Source organism: Pseudoalteromonas sp. PAB 2.2, assembly GCF_001938575.1.
Classification (GTDB): Bacteria; Pseudomonadota; Gammaproteobacteria; order Enterobacterales; family Alteromonadaceae; genus Pseudoalteromonas; species Pseudoalteromonas lipolytica.
In genome coordinates, this window is record NZ_LYPI01000016.1 from 73173 (window position 1) to 90164 (window position 16992).

At 37.0% G+C, this 16992-nt stretch carries 14 protein-coding genes; 1 reads left to right on the plus strand and 13 read right to left on the minus strand.

Going from position 1 to position 16992, the window contains the following annotated elements:
* Position 1: 1 nt before the first annotated feature.
* Genes BWD47_RS14960 through BWD47_RS14970 form a run of 3 tightly spaced genes read right to left on the minus strand, consistent with a single transcriptional unit; the run spans position 2 to position 4151 of the window.
* Positions 2-1210 carry a restriction endonuclease subunit S gene (locus BWD47_RS14960; RefSeq protein WP_075594227.1) on the minus strand — a complete coding sequence of 403 codons (1209 nt, stop codon included), beginning with the start codon at positions 1208-1210 and terminating at the stop codon, positions 2-4.
* Positions 1207-2676: a class I SAM-dependent DNA methyltransferase gene (locus tag BWD47_RS14965; RefSeq protein WP_143474498.1), complete on the minus strand. Its 1470-nt coding sequence runs from the start codon at positions 2674-2676 to the stop codon at positions 1207-1209. The genes BWD47_RS14960 and BWD47_RS14965 overlap by 4 nt, the downstream gene beginning before the upstream one ends.
* A complete protein-coding gene (locus BWD47_RS14970) occupies positions 2673-4151 on the minus strand; it encodes a class I SAM-dependent DNA methyltransferase (RefSeq protein ID WP_075594228.1) in 1479 nt (492 codons plus the stop codon). Before BWD47_RS14970 ends, BWD47_RS14965 begins: the two co-directional genes overlap by 4 nt.
* Positions 4152-4630: 479 nt before the next feature.
* Between BWD47_RS14970 and BWD47_RS14975 the strand changes: the two genes are divergently transcribed.
* A complete protein-coding gene (locus BWD47_RS14975; RefSeq protein ID WP_075594229.1) occupies positions 4631-5329 on the plus strand; it encodes a hypothetical protein in 699 nt (232 codons plus the stop codon).
* A gap of 169 nt (positions 5330-5498) precedes the next feature.
* On the opposite strand, the gene BWD47_RS14980 is transcribed toward BWD47_RS14975, so the two are convergent.
* The 10 genes from BWD47_RS14980 to BWD47_RS20195 form a co-directional block, all read right to left on the minus strand.
* Entirely contained in the window at positions 5499-5636 is a 138-nt protein-coding gene (locus BWD47_RS14980; protein ID WP_075594255.1) for an AlpA family phage regulatory protein, read from the minus strand.
* Between the two features lie 267 nt (positions 5637-5903).
* On the minus strand, positions 5904-7619 hold the full coding sequence (locus BWD47_RS14985) for a S8 family serine peptidase (RefSeq protein ID WP_075594230.1): 1716 nt from the start codon (positions 7617-7619) through the stop codon (positions 5904-5906).
* A 20-nt stretch (positions 7620-7639) separates the two neighbouring features.
* Entirely contained in the window at positions 7640-8638 is a 999-nt protein-coding gene (locus tag BWD47_RS20140; protein ID WP_075594231.1) for a hypothetical protein, read from the minus strand.
* 186 nt (positions 8639-8824) lie between these two features.
* Positions 8825-9907 (minus strand): HNH endonuclease domain-containing protein, encoded by a 1083-nt coding sequence (locus BWD47_RS14995; RefSeq protein WP_075594232.1) that lies wholly within the window; start codon positions 9905-9907, stop codon positions 8825-8827.
* A gap of 11 nt (positions 9908-9918) precedes the next feature.
* Positions 9919-10521, minus strand: a complete 603-nt coding sequence (locus BWD47_RS15000) for a bifunctional 2-polyprenyl-6-hydroxyphenol methylase/3-demethylubiquinol 3-O-methyltransferase UbiG (protein WP_075594233.1) — start codon at positions 10519-10521, stop codon at positions 9919-9921.
* A complete protein-coding gene (locus BWD47_RS15005) occupies positions 10502-12640 on the minus strand; it encodes an AAA family ATPase (RefSeq protein ID WP_075594234.1) in 2139 nt (712 codons plus the stop codon). Before BWD47_RS15005 ends, BWD47_RS15000 begins: the two co-directional genes overlap by 20 nt.
* Positions 12641-12642: 2 nt before the next feature.
* The gene (locus BWD47_RS15010) at positions 12643-14397 is read right to left on the minus strand and encodes an AAA family ATPase (protein WP_075594235.1); all 1755 of its coding nucleotides are present in this window, start codon (positions 14395-14397) and stop codon (positions 12643-12645) included.
* Positions 14398-14516: 119 nt separating this feature from the next.
* Entirely contained in the window at positions 14517-14744 is a 228-nt protein-coding gene (locus tag BWD47_RS15015) for a hypothetical protein (RefSeq protein ID WP_143474500.1), read from the minus strand.
* Positions 14745-14983: 239 nt separating this feature from the next.
* A complete protein-coding gene (locus tag BWD47_RS15020; RefSeq protein ID WP_075594237.1) occupies positions 14984-16153 on the minus strand; it encodes a helix-turn-helix transcriptional regulator in 1170 nt (389 codons plus the stop codon).
* A gap of 381 nt (positions 16154-16534) precedes the next feature.
* Positions 16535-16909, minus strand: a complete 375-nt coding sequence (locus BWD47_RS20195; RefSeq protein ID WP_075594238.1) for a hypothetical protein — start codon at positions 16907-16909, stop codon at positions 16535-16537.
* Positions 16910-16992: the final 83 nt, after the last annotated feature.

Genomic DNA, 16992 nt, shown 5'->3' on the forward strand with positions numbered 1-16992 from the left:
CCTAAAACACCTGATTAATAATTGATTTTTTAAGTTGTCTTGTGTAACTAATATTCGTTCTACTCTCTTGCTCAGACTGCTGAAGCAATTCTATTTTGTCCATTAAGTCCTTTTGAAAATCAATACTAGGGAGTGGAATTGGAATTTTCTTCAGATTCTGTGCATTTATGTTACTTTGACTGACACCAGGAGTTCTGTATTTTCTTACTTTGGCTAATCCTATTGCTGTATTTAAGTAGTAGTTTAAAAACCTTGGATCAAGTAACTCTTTATTCGTCTTAATTCTTATAAGATAAGAAGCAAATGAATACACTTCATCTTCATTAAATAAACTAACTTTACCTACAAGCTCATAGCTGTTTGTTCGATTAAATAGGATGTCACCTTTTTGTAAAATGAACTTTTCAAGCTCTCCATTAGTTGCGCCAAAATATTTCAAATCCTTCAGATCTAAACTTCCTCCTTGTAAATTATTCATACGTAAGATCGGAATACCTGAATCAGGCTCTTCAGATAAGCTTTCTGATATTCCATATTGAATTTCAGTTATTAACTCGTCTAGCTTCTTTACTTCATATTTTGAAGTCAGATTTAAAAAGAGCTCGTCTAACTCATCACTACAATTAAATAACTCATCCTTAAAAATAGCCTGATGTGCCGTTTGAAGCTTGGTTTCGTTCAAAATCTCTTTTTCAATGAGATCATCAATTGACCACAACAACTTTGCCAGTTCCAGTTGTTCCGCCTTCGGAGGAACTAAAAGCTCAATACTAGCTAAATCCCCCCAGTTAACATAAGGGTTAACACCTCCACGTACATTACCAACCGATTGTTCAACAAATGTATCTGAATGCATCAAAAAAGGAATTAATTCATTTAGCAATACATCCTTGTTTTTGCTTTCCATTATGAAAGTAGTATTGGAACATATGCCATCAAATTTAGGATAACCAACTTTCATTAGATGAGGATTTCTAGACACGTATAGTATCTGACCTTTCTTGAAACCCATGTGAAATGCAGGCCCTAAATAACCGAGCTCATTTTTATTTTCATATTTACGAATATGAAAATCACGCTTATTTATGTGACCACCCTCTACGACGATATCCGAATGATATTCAAAAGGGTCGATTTTGTTAGTGATTTTTTTAACGGCATCACCAAAAGAAACCTTTTGCCAAGTAGATTTATCTAAAGCTAGTTTCATAATCTCAACTCACTAATTAAATTTGTCATCCCAATAGAAAGTTGCTCCCTGGAATCAATGAAGTTGTCATACACTTGTTTCAATGAAGCCGAATCCCTATCAGGTATTTTTGAAGAGCGGATATACTGAGACACTTTCAAATTTGAATCGTTATCTAAAACTTCCTGTAATGTCATTATTCTTGAGAAGGCTTCAACTTCACTGAACGATGAGTAGACTTTATGAATTTTTTCGATGTGTTTTTCGGTCAGATAAGAATGATTTTTTTCTTTTTTGACCTCCTTAAGCGCATCTATAAATAGTATCTTTCCTCTTGCATCTAAATTTTTATTGTTGTTACAAATAAGTATTGAAGCTTCCATTGGAGAGTTGTAAAAAAGATTAGGCCCAAGCGCAATCACACATTCAATAGTATCTGTCTTTATCATTTCTGTACGCATTTCTTTTTCCATTTCTCGAAACAATATTCCATGCGGCCAAAGAATTGCAGATTTTCCGTTTTTCTCATCTAAGCTCTTATGAATATGTTGTTGAAATGCATAATCCGCACAACCAGCCGGAGTGACTCCCCACATATTTCTACCGAAAAGATCGTTTTCAAACGATTTGTTATCCCATTGACTAATTGAGTAGGGAGGATTAGCTAGAATAACATCAAACTTTTTCAACTCATCTTTTTCCAACAATCCTGGATTAGATAACGTATCGCCACGAATGATATTGAATTCTTCAATTCCGTGCATAAACATATTCATACGAGCAATAGCAGAAGTTAACAGGTTAATTTCTTGACCATATAACTTCAGCGTTCGATATTCTTTACCTTCATCTTTTAAATGCAAGGCACAATTAAGCAACAAACCACCTGAGCCACAGGTAGGGTCATAAACCGATTGACCCGGTTGTGGATCCATAATCATAGTCATCAGTTTTACAACTGTGCGGTTGGTATAAAACTCTGCTGCGGTATGGCCACTATCATCGGCGAATTTTTTAATTAGATACTCATAAGCATTGCCTAATTTATCGTCAGGTACATTTTTAATATTTAGTTTATGAAGAGAATAATGCTCAATTAGTTCAATCAGCATAGCATCAGAAAGTCGGTCTTTATTGGTCCAACTCGCATCGCCAAAGATACCATCTAAAGTATCAGGATTTGCCTGCTCAATTGCTCGCATGGCATTTTGTAATGCCATGCCTACATTAGATGTAACCTCACGAACATCCTGCCAATGTGCTCCTTCTGGAATTTGAAAATGGTGGTTTTCCGCAAAAGCCGCATATTCTAGGTCACCCTCACTTTCTGCTAAGGCGTTTTCAAATTCTTCATCATACACATCAGAGATGCGCTTAAAGAACATTAATGGGAATATATACTGCTTGTAATCACCTGCATCAATAGTGCCTCGCAAGGTAGTGGCAGCCCCCCAAAGATATTTTTCTAATTCTTGCAGCGTCATCATTGAACAAATTTCTCCAATACCTTTTTAAACTTATTTTCAGCATTCAGACTTGCTTGCCATGCTTGTTTTAAATCAGCCATAGCTTCATCAACTGACGGTAAGTTATCCTCAATAATTTTTTCAACATAAATTGGAATATTTAAATTGAAATTGTTTTCTTTTAGATCTTCTATTGAGGTAAGTTTCACGTAATTTTCAACATCTTGGTAATTGTCATACCAATCAAATAGCTGTTGCACATGTTCCGGATCTAGAAAACACTGTGCACGACCGACTCTAATCTGTTCAGATCCATCAATAAACAACACTTTGCCTTTTTTGTGAGCTGGTTTGTTTTGCCTAAAAACCATAACTGTCGTCGAGACTGGACTACCATAGAAAATATTGGGCCCTATACCAATTACCGCTTCCAACAAATCCTGCTCAATTAGAGCTTTTCTTATTTTCGCTTCAGCAGCAGGCCTAAATAAAGCTCCATGAGGCAGAACTACGGCCATTCTTCCTGTACTATTCATAGATTGAATCATGTGCTGTACCCAGGCCATATCACCATTGCCTTTTGGCGGGACTCCAGCAATGTTGCGCCCATAAGGATCACTAGCCCAAGTATCTGCGCCCCAATCTTTTAATGAGAACGGTGGGTTAGCTATTACGCAATCAAAGGTTTTAAGACCATCGGCTTCAAAGAACCCAGGATGACGTAACGTATCACCTCGTAATATCTCAAAGTCTTCTATACCGTGTAAAAACATGTTCATACGGGCTATAGAGCTAGAGGTTAGGTTTTTTTCTTGGCCGTATAGTTTTAGCGTTCGGTAATCTTCATTAATTTCTTTAAGATGCTCGACACACTCAAGCAACATCCCCCCTGTACCACAGGCTGGATCGTAGATAGTTTCGCCTTCGTGAGGGTCTAGTATCATCCCAAGTAAATGCACTACTGAGCGAGGCGTATAAAATTCACCCGCTTTTTTATTGGTTAAATCAGCAAAATGTTTTATGAGGTATTCGTAAGCATTACCTAGCATATCAGGATCAACATTTTGGTTGCCTAATATGTATTGTGAAAAGTGTTCAACTAAGTCAATGAGTAGGGCATCAGATAGCTTATTTTTATTGCTCCACTGGGCATCACCAAATATACCGTAAAGGTATTCTTGGTTAGCTTGCTCTATGCCTCGTAAGGCGCTTTCAATCGCGGCACCTACGTTGGTGGTTGTTTCACGAATATCTTGCCAGTGGCAGCCTTGTGGGATTTCAAAGCGGTGCATCTCAGGCAATGCCGCGTATTCTTTATCGCCATCTGACTCTTCAAGTGCTAAGCGGTACTCCTCGTCGTACACATCAGATATACGCTTAAAGAAAAGTAGCGGGAATATGTATACTTTAAAGTCGGAAGCATCTACTGGCCCTTTTAAGATCCAGGCTGCCTTTGAGAGGTACTGCTCTAGCTGTGAGAGCGTTATTTTTTCCATTATTGAATCTCGTTGTATTTAACTTGCGATAAGCTGAGGGTTTCTAGGCTAGATTATACATTAATGAGCAGAGTAGTTGATGGAAGCTTAATAAGTACAGTGGCATGGTTTGTTGCTCATATCCATATTAAGCTTTACTGACTCAATCTAATGCTAAACAATCCTTTATTACTGGTAGAGTAAAACAAACTTAATAAATTGAACACTCCTAAGTCAATTTATTAGTTATCCCTTACTTACAGCAGAACTTATACACACCAAAATTAAATATTATTTGTAACGTTATTGGTTACTTATGAAATATCGCTGTTGACAACGCCTGTTATTTTAAGACATCATATTCGTGGTGCTTAAAAGGGCGCCTCCCCACCCCAAAGGGAAATCTCCTCAGGAGAACCTAACTATTCAAATTTAACGTTTTTTTCGTCATTGTTTTTGGTGAGGGGTGCACTTTGTTCAATGGCTTTGAGGAGAACGTCATGTCATATACAAATTCAAATTTAATTGCACACGTTAAAAAGCGAGCAAAGAAACTACATAAACAAAATCGCGATAAACAAAACTCAGAAAAAACACTCTCACAATGCTTAGAAGAGTGCTCACAGGATTTAGGCTATCGTGATTATCACGATTTAATGCAGCAAGCTAATTCGTTGAATAGCAATGCCGTATCCAGTACCTGCTTAATCGATAAATACCCAGAGCTTATTAATAAAGCATTTAATAACTGTATAACAAAAGAGCCAAAAGAAGAGCTTATAGCTAAGTTTTGGGATTTACTGCGTACCCCAATTAATAATGAATCGTCACTAGAAGATATTGAGAAATTAACACGGTGGGAAATTAATAAAGAAACATTGAAGGATTATGGATACTCTTGTCTTGAAAGCAAAAAAGCTCAGTACGAAGATTTAGGCTACTTATTGTTGGCGATGGGTCATTACTTCAGGTCTGTGATGGATAACTGTAGGTACCAAATTGCTGAGCACCCTAAATTTACTGATTACTTTGGTCTTTGGCTTCGCTCTATGTATCCAAACTCAAACAGTGAACAAAATAGCTCAACAGTACTCAGCGAATTAAAACAGTTTTATACGTTTAATGAAAACGAGGAGTTATTTAAAAGCGCCACCAGCTGGGCGCCAAAGTGGTGGCTTAAGGAGCAAGGCCGTATTTAAGCTTTTAAGCTTAATATTGAAGTAATAGATCTAATAGAGGGGTAAGCTTGGCCTACCCTTCTATATATTAATAATCGAGCTGCTAAGGCTTTTAACACAAGTAAAGGTTTACCTAATACTAGTACAACTTAATCTATCTAAATTAAAATGATTAGGTGACTACATCAGCCTACCCCCTTTCACCTATTCTTTCCATTATCCAATCATCCACTTCAGACTCAACCCAAGCCACTGACTTAGCAACTAACGATACTTGCTTTGGAAAGCTCCCCTCAGCAATAAATTTATAGATACTCGAATGACCCAGTGATGTTTTTTAATATACTCTTATGTCTTGGAAATGACTGCAGTATGAAAAAGTTGCATAATCTTCAGCTAAATACGATATAAGTAGGTGATCTTTTGTGGCTTCACTTTAAAGCTAGTGATGATATTTATGAGCTCAATGTATTTTCCAAAGGTCGAGCTGGACCTTACTAAAGTTTACAAATTTTCATTATTGCGGGTAGTGAATTCACTACCCGAACAAAAATTAGAACACATAAGCAGAAAATAAAAACGATTAAATTACCTTCTAATTACAGTAACTAGGTTGTTCAAACTCATCAACATTAAAATGGTAAAGTGTACTTTCGTCACATTCGCCATCTTTTTCACACAATTGATAGAAATATTTATTTTCACGTGTATCAACATCTGCAAGAATAAATTTAGTTTCAGATGTTGTCGTCAAAGTAGTAGTGTTTAATTCAGTAATCTCTTCACGCATTGGTGCGCTCATGATACGAAACGCTGTTTTACCATCATCAAAATGAGGCGTGATAGTAAACTCTGATGATGCACATAAGCGATCAAGAATACCCGTTGCCGTTGCAAACAATTCATCATCACATTTCTCATTTGATAATAAAGCGGGTGCAATTGCACCAAAGCCATTTTCTTGTAGATCAATAGCAGCCTCAGTAAACGCTTTTGCATCAAGCAAACCCGCACCACAACCTTTCAGTGAACACTCAGGCCCAGTAAGCTCTCGCGCCGTACTTTCTGATAGTTTACGCAATGTCGAACCCGATAATGACGGAGCGTGAGATTTAGCTAAAGCATACGCCCCCGCCACAATTGGTGCAGAGAATGACGTACCCGACCAATTTGCCACAAGTGTACTCGCATTTTTGTAAAAAGACGGGACAGATACGCCTTTTGCTGATAATGATACGGTTTCACCATAAGATGATGTTGTGTATAAATCCCCCGTATAATCATCAATATTAGAGACAGAGACAACGCCTTTACAGTTTGAAGGTGCCATGTTTTTAATGTCGTTAGCGTCATTACCTGATGATGTCACAATTGTAATACCTTTAGCAGTCGCAGCATCAATAGCATCTTGCATGTAATAAGGGCATTCGAGTTCTGCACCTGAAGATATATTGATAATATCAACAGGTTCGCTCAAACCTTGGATACTAAAGTAATCAATACCAGCCAGCCAATAAATTGCTTTAGAGACAATATAAAAGCTACTATTCCCGCATAAGTGGCTTTGGGCCATAACCATATCTGCATCAGCGAGTCCTGAGATGCCATCATTGTTATTGCTCACGGCACCAATAACACCATATACCGCTGCACCATGACCATTTTCACAACTCATATCTTCTTCGGTGTTCCACGCAGTTTGTCCGAGACGATCATGTGTTAATGATTTTTCTGCAACAGGAAGACGCATATCAGGAAAAAAGCCTTCCATTAAGAATCCACCGTCAATAATACCTACACGCGCTTTGCTGCGTGGTTCACCTAACCCCCAAGCTCCAACAAAGTTGTTGCCCACAAGGTTGTCTTCGTTATATGGGTGTAGGTGTGTTTGACTGTCGAAGTAAGGGTCGTTATAAGTAACTGTTTGTGTGACGATTTGCCCCTCAGTTAGTGCAGATAGTGTTTTGTTGCTAACTTTAGCACGTGAGTTAAAGTCAGGTTTACCCTCAGGGTAAATAGGATGATCGATAGCGACTTTGAAGCCTTGGCTTTTAAGCAACTCGATTTGGTATTCCACATCAGATTTAGGAACATCAATCAAAGATAGCTTTTCTGATTGTGAATTGTTGCGCTCAGCGCTGATCATGCTAATACCCTGTACGGACTGAGAGTAATTTTTTGCAGTTGACTCTAGTCGTGGGTTAGCATCTTTCGCAATTACGAGTGTCACTACATCTGAATTTGCTTGGATGGCAAAGCTAGTTGCAAGCATGACTGTCAGTGCAAAAAAATGTTTATAACGTGTTTTCATGTTTGTGGCCTTTTTCGCGATTATAAATTTAAAGAACACTGTCCATAGCGAACAGTTAGTGATGATAGGAATTCAAATTCACTATCAAACAGCCATGCGCCAGTGCCATTTTCGTAGCTGCCAAATTTCGGGTTGCCGATAAAGAAAGAGAATGAATCACCATTAAAAGTCGGTTTTTCCACGCGTAATTCAGGCATGTAGCCTTGTGAAATTAAAGAATAAACATCGAGCGAATCAAATGCGGTCTCTGTGAACTCTACGATAACACTGTAAAATTCGCCCATTAATGCGTCAACACTCTTTTCACTCAGCGATTCATTACTTTTAAGTTCAATAAGACTATTACGTACTTCATATATCGACATATACGTATTATCGTTGTTGTCACTAATGATTTTACTTGATTCAATGACTAACTGTTGTGCTTCGCTTGCTGTTGCAAGTCCAGCACGATAAGTAAGAACAGAGAAAAAATCAGTAATATTAATCAATTCATAAGAAGGTTGAGTGAACTCACCCTCAGTATAAAGAGCAATATCGCCCTCTAATTGACTGATTTTGTCATCAAGTGATGTGTTGTTTAGTTGCACAGTTAACGTTGCTGAGCTTGATACATCGCCATCACTCACAGTGATTGTGTAGTCAGTTGGCACATACCATTTAGCTAAGTCATCCACATCAAGAGTCACTGTGCTGTCTTCAAATGTTGCATTGATAGGTGCTTCCATTGACGTTGTGTAAGTAAGCTCTTTATCGCCTGTGTAATCAACAGTCATTGCTAATGAGTACGAATCTAACTCGTCAATTTCAACCGTTTCTGTAGAAAGCGTTAAAGTGATTGTTTCTGGCTCAGGTTCTGGCTCTGGCTCTGGCTCTGGCTCTGGCTCTGGCTCTGGCAGATTATTATCATCAGGGGCTTGAGCAACATCTTTTGATGTATCCAAAGATTCACTTGCTCCTCCACAAGCAACAAGTGAAAACAGTACAAACTGTATTGCTATTAATTTTATTAGTTTCATTGTTCGAGACCTTTTAAATACCAATTTAGTGGAAAATCATATTTTTCAGGCAATAAAAAGCCCTACCGATTAATGAAAAAATAATCAGAACAATGCTTTTTATTACAAGAAGATATGAAAGATTGTAGAAGCGTATTAATGTAAACAGCGACAATACATACTTCGATCAAGCAGGGTTTTGCTTATCTAAATATCTTTGGGAACCCAAACTTTACGTATTTCGAAACCATTCCAAAGATCATGCATTTTCTTTTGCATTTGCATACTTGATTCCACACCTAAAGACGTTAATACTCCACTGCGAAAAGCATGCTTATGTTCTTCGATAAACAACATATTTCGTTTTACTAGCTTTTCAAAAAACTGAGGCGGCGGCCGGCTATCAAATTTACCATTGGCTCCTCTATTACATGCTTTACATGCAATTACTAGGTTCCAAATACCGTCTTTATTTATAGATAAAGCTCTTTTATTTCCCTCTGTCTTGAGTCCTGAAATGTAGGAGTGAGCAAAGAAATGATCTACATCGGGAAATAAATCTTCACTACTCTGACTAGTTTTATCAACCAGAGCATCACAGTAGAAGCATCGCCCTTTCTGGTAGGGTAATAGGGCACCTAAAGCGCTACGAAGACTAACTCTTTTACTGCCATTTTGAGACGAGATTACAAGCCCTTCAGTCTCAGAGTGAGTCACTAGATTTGTAGATACACCAGCAGCCCAAGCAGATTGCACAATTGACCAACGAGCTAATATTTCATTAATCATTATTTCTTTTTCAAATGAACTTTCTCGCAGTTCAAGTAGCCTATCCGTGAGTACTAGAGACTTGTTATTAGAGTCATGCTCGAATAGCCACCACTTATCATCAATAGTACCCCCTCCAACATTATGAAATGCATCAAAAACATAGTTATGCCATAGAGCAGCGGTACTCTCTTTAAGAACTTCAAAAGCTGAATGCGTTTTCCCTGCTTTAATATAAAGATCACAAGCTTCTGTAATTCTGGTTGGTTTCCCGCTACTAAATTGCTGAGGAACTTCTTCATAATGAAGGAGAAATTCTTTCAAGAAGCTTTCTTGAAGATCTGCGAATTTCATTGTGGATTGATTTGACTCTACCTTTAGAAGAGCAAGAGCTAAAGCAAATTTATACGTCGCCACATTCTTTCCAAACAAAGTAATAGTTCTTAAACTTCTCAAACTTTCACTATGGTTTTTGTCTCCTATGTATTCAGCAATGCTAGCTTTCTTGATACCTTGCTTCATAAATAAATCTCCTACACTTTATATAAAATAATATTTAGCCAAGCTGGGCGCTCTTCCCCACGTACATCTTTAGTTATCCAGAGCTCTTTTAACTTTAAATTTATTAACTTCTTTATTATTTTTCTTAAGCGTACTTCAGTCATATCAAGAAATAGGCGATCCCCATCTAGGCGTTCACCATCACCAAGTTTAAAGGATAGGTAAAATACTCCTTGTTTCTTTAGGAATAGTGCTAAGTGATTAATAGTTCCTTCTATCTCACTTTCTTTTACATGTAATAAAGAAGCGCATGCCCAAATTCCATCAAAATTACTCTTTGTATTAAACTGTAAGAAAGAAGTAGTTCTGACCTGAATTCCACTGTATTCTGACGCATACAAAGCCATCTTTTCTGAGGCATCAAAAGCTTCAACTTCATAGCCTTTGCTTCGAAAAGCGCAAATATCTCTACCAGCTCCACATCCTGCATCTAAAATTAACCCTTGCGGCCTAATATGTCGTAAAAAATGGCTATATATCTCACTCATATCAAGAGCTTTTGTCTGCTCTATAAATGATCCTGAATTATTCTCGTAGTACGAGATAGAATTAACGTTAGTGCAACCTTTGCGCATAAACACTGTCTCCTTGTTTTTCGAGTTCAATAAAATTTAATGAAGATTCGAGAATATAATCGTCATTTAAAAGCATATCAGTAACTTGCTCTATTCCCTTCTTATACCTATTAACTAAGCTCTTTGCTTCTTGATAAGCAGTATTGACAACTTTATTCGCTTCTTGGTCAACTTTTCCTTCAAATGTTCTAAGCTGGCTGACATCAACACCCTCACACTGACTAATTGCTCCGAGGCTTACCAAAACCTGCTTTGCCATACTGGTAGCACGCTTCATATCATCCGAGGACCCATGGCTGACTTGCTCTTCTCCATACATCACTTCCTCAGCTGCTCTTCCCCCTAACAGAGTAATCAACACTTTATTGAGCCTCTCTTTAGTTAAGATATCTAAACTATCAAACTCGTCAGACACTGTTACACCATATTTCCCTGAAATCATTCTGACGCTAGCATTAGGAAATTGCGATTTAATAGCAATAAAGTGCCCAGCTTCATGGGTTGCTTTTACATGTAATAATTTTTTACTTTTAAAGTCATGCTCATTGGTAGAACCAGAGCTTAAATTTGTTAGCAGTGTGACCAACAGCTGGTTAAAGTTACTTTTTTGGTCAGTATCATTTGAGTAAACAACTACATCTCGAAAAATATTTTGAATCGCTTTATGGGTTTGTCCAGCAGTCAAACTTGCTAATACTCTGCACTCTTCTTGTGACAGCCTAGTATCAAAAAGCTCAGACTGGGCTTGAATAGTTTGCAAACGCTCGTTTTCTGTTGGATAAGTGAAACGCACTTCACGCTCAAAACGACCAGCTCGTAAAAGAGCTGGATCAAGCAATTCAGGGTGATTAGTAGCCGCTATAAAAATACAGCTATTATTGCTAGATGTAACACCATCCATTTGAGCTAGTAAGGTATTTACAGCTAAGCTATGGACAGGGTTATTTTCATTTCTAGCTCTACATAAGCTATCTGCTTCATCAAAAAAGACTAAACAAGGTGATATTTTATTTATTACCTCAAATAACTTCTTAATATTGGTAACCGCGCACCCTTGCGAAACCATGTCGGCTCCATTAATTACAATAAATGACAACCCCAATTCATGGGCAAATGCCTCTGCCATGAATGTTTTACCTGTCCCTGGAGGACCTGAAAATAACAACCCCTTAGGAATATTATCTTGGTTAATATTTTTACTTTTAAATTGCTCTCTAATAAGGCGCATTTGGCTTTTTAGTTTTTCATTTCCGACGACTTTAGAAAAGCCAAATCTAGCTTGATGGAGACCCATGAAAGGCACATCAAAATCATTAGGATCAAATGATGTTTGAAACTCTGGTGCAGGCACTTCAACTACAGCAACACCATTGTTAAACTTTACACTAGGATTATATATGGCTTGTAAAAAGCGACGTCTTCTATCATTTAGATTTCTTAAGACATCAGTTCTATGATTTGCACATAAACTTAATTCGCCAATATCTACGTTATTAGATTCGATCAATTTAACGCCAATACATGCTAGTTGTTTATATTCCTCTGCTCCCCCCAAATGGGTAAAACCGACTACACCTAAGCGGTTCAAATCAATTTTATCCAGCTCTGTAAGCCAATATTCAGGGTCTGCGCTATTCAAATCTAGTAACAAAGAAGAACATTTCACTTCTTCCAACATAAAGTTTTGTACATGATGAAATGCGTTTATTTCTAAACTTAAATATTCTATAAACCAATCGTTTGGTTGTGTGCTCAAAATATAAGTTGTTTCGTTTAATACAGGCACCGCTCTTTTAATTTTAATAATGTCAACTAACTCATCCACTTCGTCATAGACAAGAGATTCATACCTAAGCACCATCTTTTCAAATTCTGAATCAATATTTCTGGCGTAACAGTCTTTGCCAAGACTCTCTATGACAAACTCAGACATATTTAAAGGTAATGAGACATGCTCTTTATTTTCTTTAGTAAAGATTTGAACTCGCTGATCAGCGATTTGCAGTAACTCAAGAGGCTTAAGGGGCGAAAAGACAGCAACATGACCCGCCATCAACCGCTCAGAAAGCTCTACTGAAATTCCATTTTTACCTTTTAATAAAGACTTCGCATCAATCATAATTACACCCCAACTTGTTCAATAGCTGAAAACTGAGAAGAGCCCACCGAAGTAGTAAACAGAAAAAAGCATTGTTTAAAATTAACCAGTCTATTTGATGTGTTATCTGGTAGCTCACCAGAGTCTAAAAGAGTTAGTAATGCTTCCTGAACAATAGGATGAGCTTTCTCAAAGTTTTCAAAAACAAAACACGTTCGCGGATTTAACTCAGCAGCTAATGTTAAGTAGCCAAGTGCAGAGTCTACATATTGAGAACCTGAACCAATTAACTTCAAAACACTTTTTGAATCAGAATAGCTTTCCATTGGTAGAAATAATGACTCATACCCTACCCCTTCATCGATAAAATTCAGAGCCTCCGAAAAACTATCTGCGAGTAGACTTTTTCCAGATTGAGACGCTCCTAAAAGAATCAATGATTCAACTTTTAAACTTGATGAAGATTGATTTGGATGGATTGAACCAAAATAAAGATCAGCTGCGATATCTATTGCTAACTTCTGACCAATAACCTTTTCAGAAAGAAAGTTCTTTAATCGATTTGATTTTTTCCTAGCAAGCTGAGCACTCAGCGGCTTTTGATATTCTTGCAGCCATTCAATAATCAATGAATAGTTAATGGTTACTGGTGCGTGAGGTGCTTTTTGTAAAAATAACTCATTAAGTTCATTGTCAGTATTATCTATTTGAATCTCACTTTTAAAGCTCTGAGCATGATGAAAGAATGTTGCCTCAACCCCACAATGATGAAAGCTTTTATTCATCATTGGAGTCTCTTTAAGAGCTTGCCTCGCTAGAATTACATCCCTCGGAAACCTTATTTGTCGGATAGGTACTCCCATTTCCAAGGCGATTTTTTCCATGACAATAGGAGAACCATAAACGCCCGCAAGAAGAAGCTCTTTATTGATTTTTGGTAACTTTGAGTTATCTTTTTTTATTTCAACTAGAGAGGGGAATTTATTAAACCTATTTGTTTGAAATCCTTTTCCTAAAGACATAAGCGTTAACTGCTCTACTAGCTGCTTTGTATCTGAGGCTCCACTGTTAGTGAGATCTGCTAACTTAATGAAAATTGGATCAGCCTTTGATGGCTCAATATCTAGTATTATTTGATTATCAGCTGGTTTTTTTGACCCCTCTTCAAACCAATCATCATCTAGATAATTTTCAAGTGTTCCCTGTATCTGGTTTGCATCTGAGGAGTTAAGCAAATCCGTTAAGCTGTAATCTTTTAAACTATCAAATATTGAGCTTGTTAGTTCGTCATCAAGATCCCAGTTTTTACTTTTTAAATCCATATTAATCAATAAGCTTACAAACTTATCCAATAGCTCACCGAAGTCTGAAAAGCATCCTATTTCGAACTGGTGTCTAAGAGAATCAGCAAACTCTCTCACATGTTGGAAAAATAAACGTTGATCATAGACCTTGTAATGCTGTGCCACTATTTTGGTAAGAGATTTAGTATTGATGATAATTTCAGCTTGTAAGCTTCGACTATTAGAAAAGCCCCTTTCATTGATGTACCAGCTTTCAAGATTTTTTACCCCCAATAAAATGAATGCTTCTATACCCCGCATATCCATATTTGTGAAAGGTATGCTGACGGAAGCATGAAGGTGATCCTCACCTGCTTTTGAAAAAAAAGTATAAGCTTCATCAAGTGCAACCTCTACCCAGTCAGGCATATACTTTCTACCTAATGAATCAAAAAAACACGTAAATAGATCTGAGCTTTGTTTACTTTTAGGCATAGAGATCCCCTTGCTACCTTAATTGATAACATCCAAAATAGAAAAGTTAAGAAATTTATTTAAGCTCTTTCGGTTAACTGAGAGCTAGAAGACTTTAATACGCTTAAGTCAAGCCGTACTTAGGCGGCCAGATTCCAACAGGGTAAGGTATGAGAGCAATCTCTTTCCCAAATTTCTAATAATTTAGAAAAGGTCAATTCATGTTTTTTGGTAAGTAGCTGATAATTTGCAAGTGCAATATCAAGGAGCCCTTCGATGCACTCAATGCTGAAGCCTTCTTGAGTATTTACCTGCAAAACTAAGCGCACATAGTTACTATTAGTTGTATAGGAAAGTTGGTTCATCATACTCTTACCTCACATCAATAAATTTAGCCAAAGACTCACTGGATCCGCATGGTTGCGGTTGATGTAAACAGGTTAGGCTCTAAAAATGAGCATGACAACATAAAATTAAATTTATGCGCAATATAAAACTTCAATTATCTTAGAAACTGATTATGCATAAAAAGAAACCAATTTATGCACAAAAAAGAATTGAAGCAAAAAAGTTTAACTTGGTTCCTTACAAACTTTTAAAAGTATGACTACCAATAATCATATGTATTGAAATCTCTAAAATGTGATAGCGCAATCGTAATTTGACTATTGGTGTGGTCGATTTGATAAGTAATAATATCGGATACAGGAAAGAAGCTATTCTTATTATCAAAAGCTATAATGTTTATAAATTTAACCTTCATACAAAGCGCTAACCCGATATACTCATCTCTAGATATATCAAATCCAGTTATACCTTCTAAATTTTGGTTAGAAACATCAACGATAAAACATGCTGCTAATTTTTCGAATTGTTCATTCAAAACCATAAGATCGCATTTCACAGTAAAGTCAGTTCCTTGCACTGTTTGTGAATAATCACTGATAAGGTGATCATCTGGGTATTTAAAATCGTTTATTAATATCCTTCTGAGGTGGGGTTTGGCAAAAGTCTTATCTAAAATATCACCCGGTTTAAACGACTGATCCAAAACTCTTTTCGCGCATAAAACGTGTATATTTATTGCTAACTTACAGCCGATAAGATCTATTTTAAAGCTCCTATAAGATTGACTCTCTCGTATTTTTCTCTTCTCACTAATAATTCTCGATATTGTTGATTGATTGACATAAAGCCTTTCAGCAAGTAACGACTGATTCGTTATAGCAACATCTTTGTTTAGCTCTTTAGAAAAAAATGTAATAGGTGACGGCCCTGGCGCCATAATTATTTTTAACATTTCTGGGTACGTATAGTTCATCACATCTTCAAAAACAAACGAGCAATCTTCACACGTAACTACATAAGGCTCTTCAGTATCTATTTCATCAGCATAGACTTCTCGAGAAGCACCTTCGGGATAGTTTTTCATTCGGTGTAGATTGATGATAAAACACTCTGTTTTCTTACCATCAAGAATCGTTTGACATACTGCACACCGATGATTTTGTTTATTCAAAGTAAGTTGTTCAATAGGCACCTCCCCATAGTCATCGGTAAAGTGCCTTGTAAGTGTTTCTCTTAACTTAAACTCCTCCTTACTATATACTCCCAGCACTTTCTCTAACTTTTGCATTATTTTAGAGCTTGGAAATCGATAATCATACAACTTCAACCTATACAATGTAGACACCGACACAGATGACTTTTTAGCTAACCCAGCTACTGTTAAGTTGTTTTCATTTAAGCCTTTTTCTAACCACAACCGAATAGACATTTCAAAATCCCTGTAAAATTACCGAAACTAATATATCAACAATTATCGCCTTAAGTTAACGGATAAAGTATTTTTATAAAAGCCTTAACATTAATGTGGTTGAAGTATCTAGCCTAAGTTAGTTCTCGCATCAAAAAGCCACGAGAAACGATTTGGCCTTAGTAATGATAAGGCAATGGTTAGCATCAAGGATTTTTTGGAGACGGCTTAAATACCAAGGAGGCCCAAAGAAGTAGTTTGATGATTTATTGTATACGGGCATATTGAATACTTCCGAGAAATGGACAATGCCAACCCGTAGCTGGAACCTGACATTGTCGCAGTAAGCCATCCTCGTCAAATGTGGGTTAAATAGCGTGCTAAAAATTGAACTATTTATAACTACTTAAGAACCAAAGCTCCTGCTATAGTGACCCCTATTAGCAGCCCAATAACTTGAGGCCCAATACTCCAAAAGATCTTAATCCAAATTAATTGAAAAAAACCACCACTAGTAAAAACCGAATCAGGTTTAGCGAACTTTCTTAAGGCATTACCAATTAAAGCTCCAACTAAACCAAAAATACTCGCTAATATAATTGACAGAGATGAGAGCCAAAAACCTGCATAAGTAAATTCAGGTTGAGCTGAACATGCAAATATTGCTACTGGAACAGATATTACACCCCAAATAATTAACTCTTTACTAAGAAAGCTACCTTCTTCATATACCTCACTATCCCCACTAGCTGCCAATATTTCGTCATTATCTTCCATTTTAAAGCTCCCAGCCCTATAAAAGTCTCAACTGCTGACGCGCTGTCTAACAGTTAATTAAAACCCAATTGGGTCAACACCTT

Bases quoted from the DNA above. Each gene is read 5' to 3' on its own strand.
- BWD47_RS14960 (WP_075594227.1), bottom strand. From the start codon at position 1,210: ATGAAACTAGCTTTAGATAAATCTACTTGGCAAAAGGTTTCTTTTGGT.
- BWD47_RS14965 (WP_143474498.1), bottom strand. From the start codon at position 2,676: ATGATGACGCTGCAAGAATTAGAAAAATATCTTTGGGGGGCTGCCACT.
- BWD47_RS14970 (WP_075594228.1), bottom strand. From the start codon at position 4,151: ATGGAAAAAATAACGCTCTCACAGCTAGAGCAGTACCTCTCAAAGGCA.
- BWD47_RS14975 (WP_075594229.1), top strand. From the start codon at position 4,631: ATGTCATATACAAATTCAAATTTAATTGCACACGTTAAAAAGCGAGCA.
- BWD47_RS14985 (WP_075594230.1), bottom strand. From the start codon at position 7,619: ATGAAAACACGTTATAAACATTTTTTTGCACTGACAGTCATGCTTGCA.
- BWD47_RS20140 (WP_075594231.1), bottom strand. From the start codon at position 8,638: ATGAAACTAATAAAATTAATAGCAATACAGTTTGTACTGTTTTCACTT.
- BWD47_RS14995 (WP_075594232.1), bottom strand. From the start codon at position 9,907: ATGAAGCAAGGTATCAAGAAAGCTAGCATTGCTGAATACATAGGAGAC.
- BWD47_RS15000 (WP_075594233.1), bottom strand. From the start codon at position 10,521: ATGCGCAAAGGTTGCACTAACGTTAATTCTATCTCGTACTACGAGAAT.
- BWD47_RS15005 (WP_075594234.1), bottom strand. From the start codon at position 12,640: ATGATTGATGCGAAGTCTTTATTAAAAGGTAAAAATGGAATTTCAGTA.
- BWD47_RS15010 (WP_075594235.1), bottom strand. From the start codon at position 14,397: ATGCCTAAAAGTAAACAAAGCTCAGATCTATTTACGTGTTTTTTTGAT.
- BWD47_RS15015 (WP_143474500.1), bottom strand. From the start codon at position 14,744: ATGATGAACCAACTTTCCTATACAACTAATAGTAACTATGTGCGCTTA.
- BWD47_RS15020 (WP_075594237.1), bottom strand. From the start codon at position 16,153: ATGTCTATTCGGTTGTGGTTAGAAAAAGGCTTAAATGAAAACAACTTA.
- BWD47_RS20195 (WP_075594238.1), bottom strand. From the start codon at position 16,909: ATGGAAGATAATGACGAAATATTGGCAGCTAGTGGGGATAGTGAGGTA.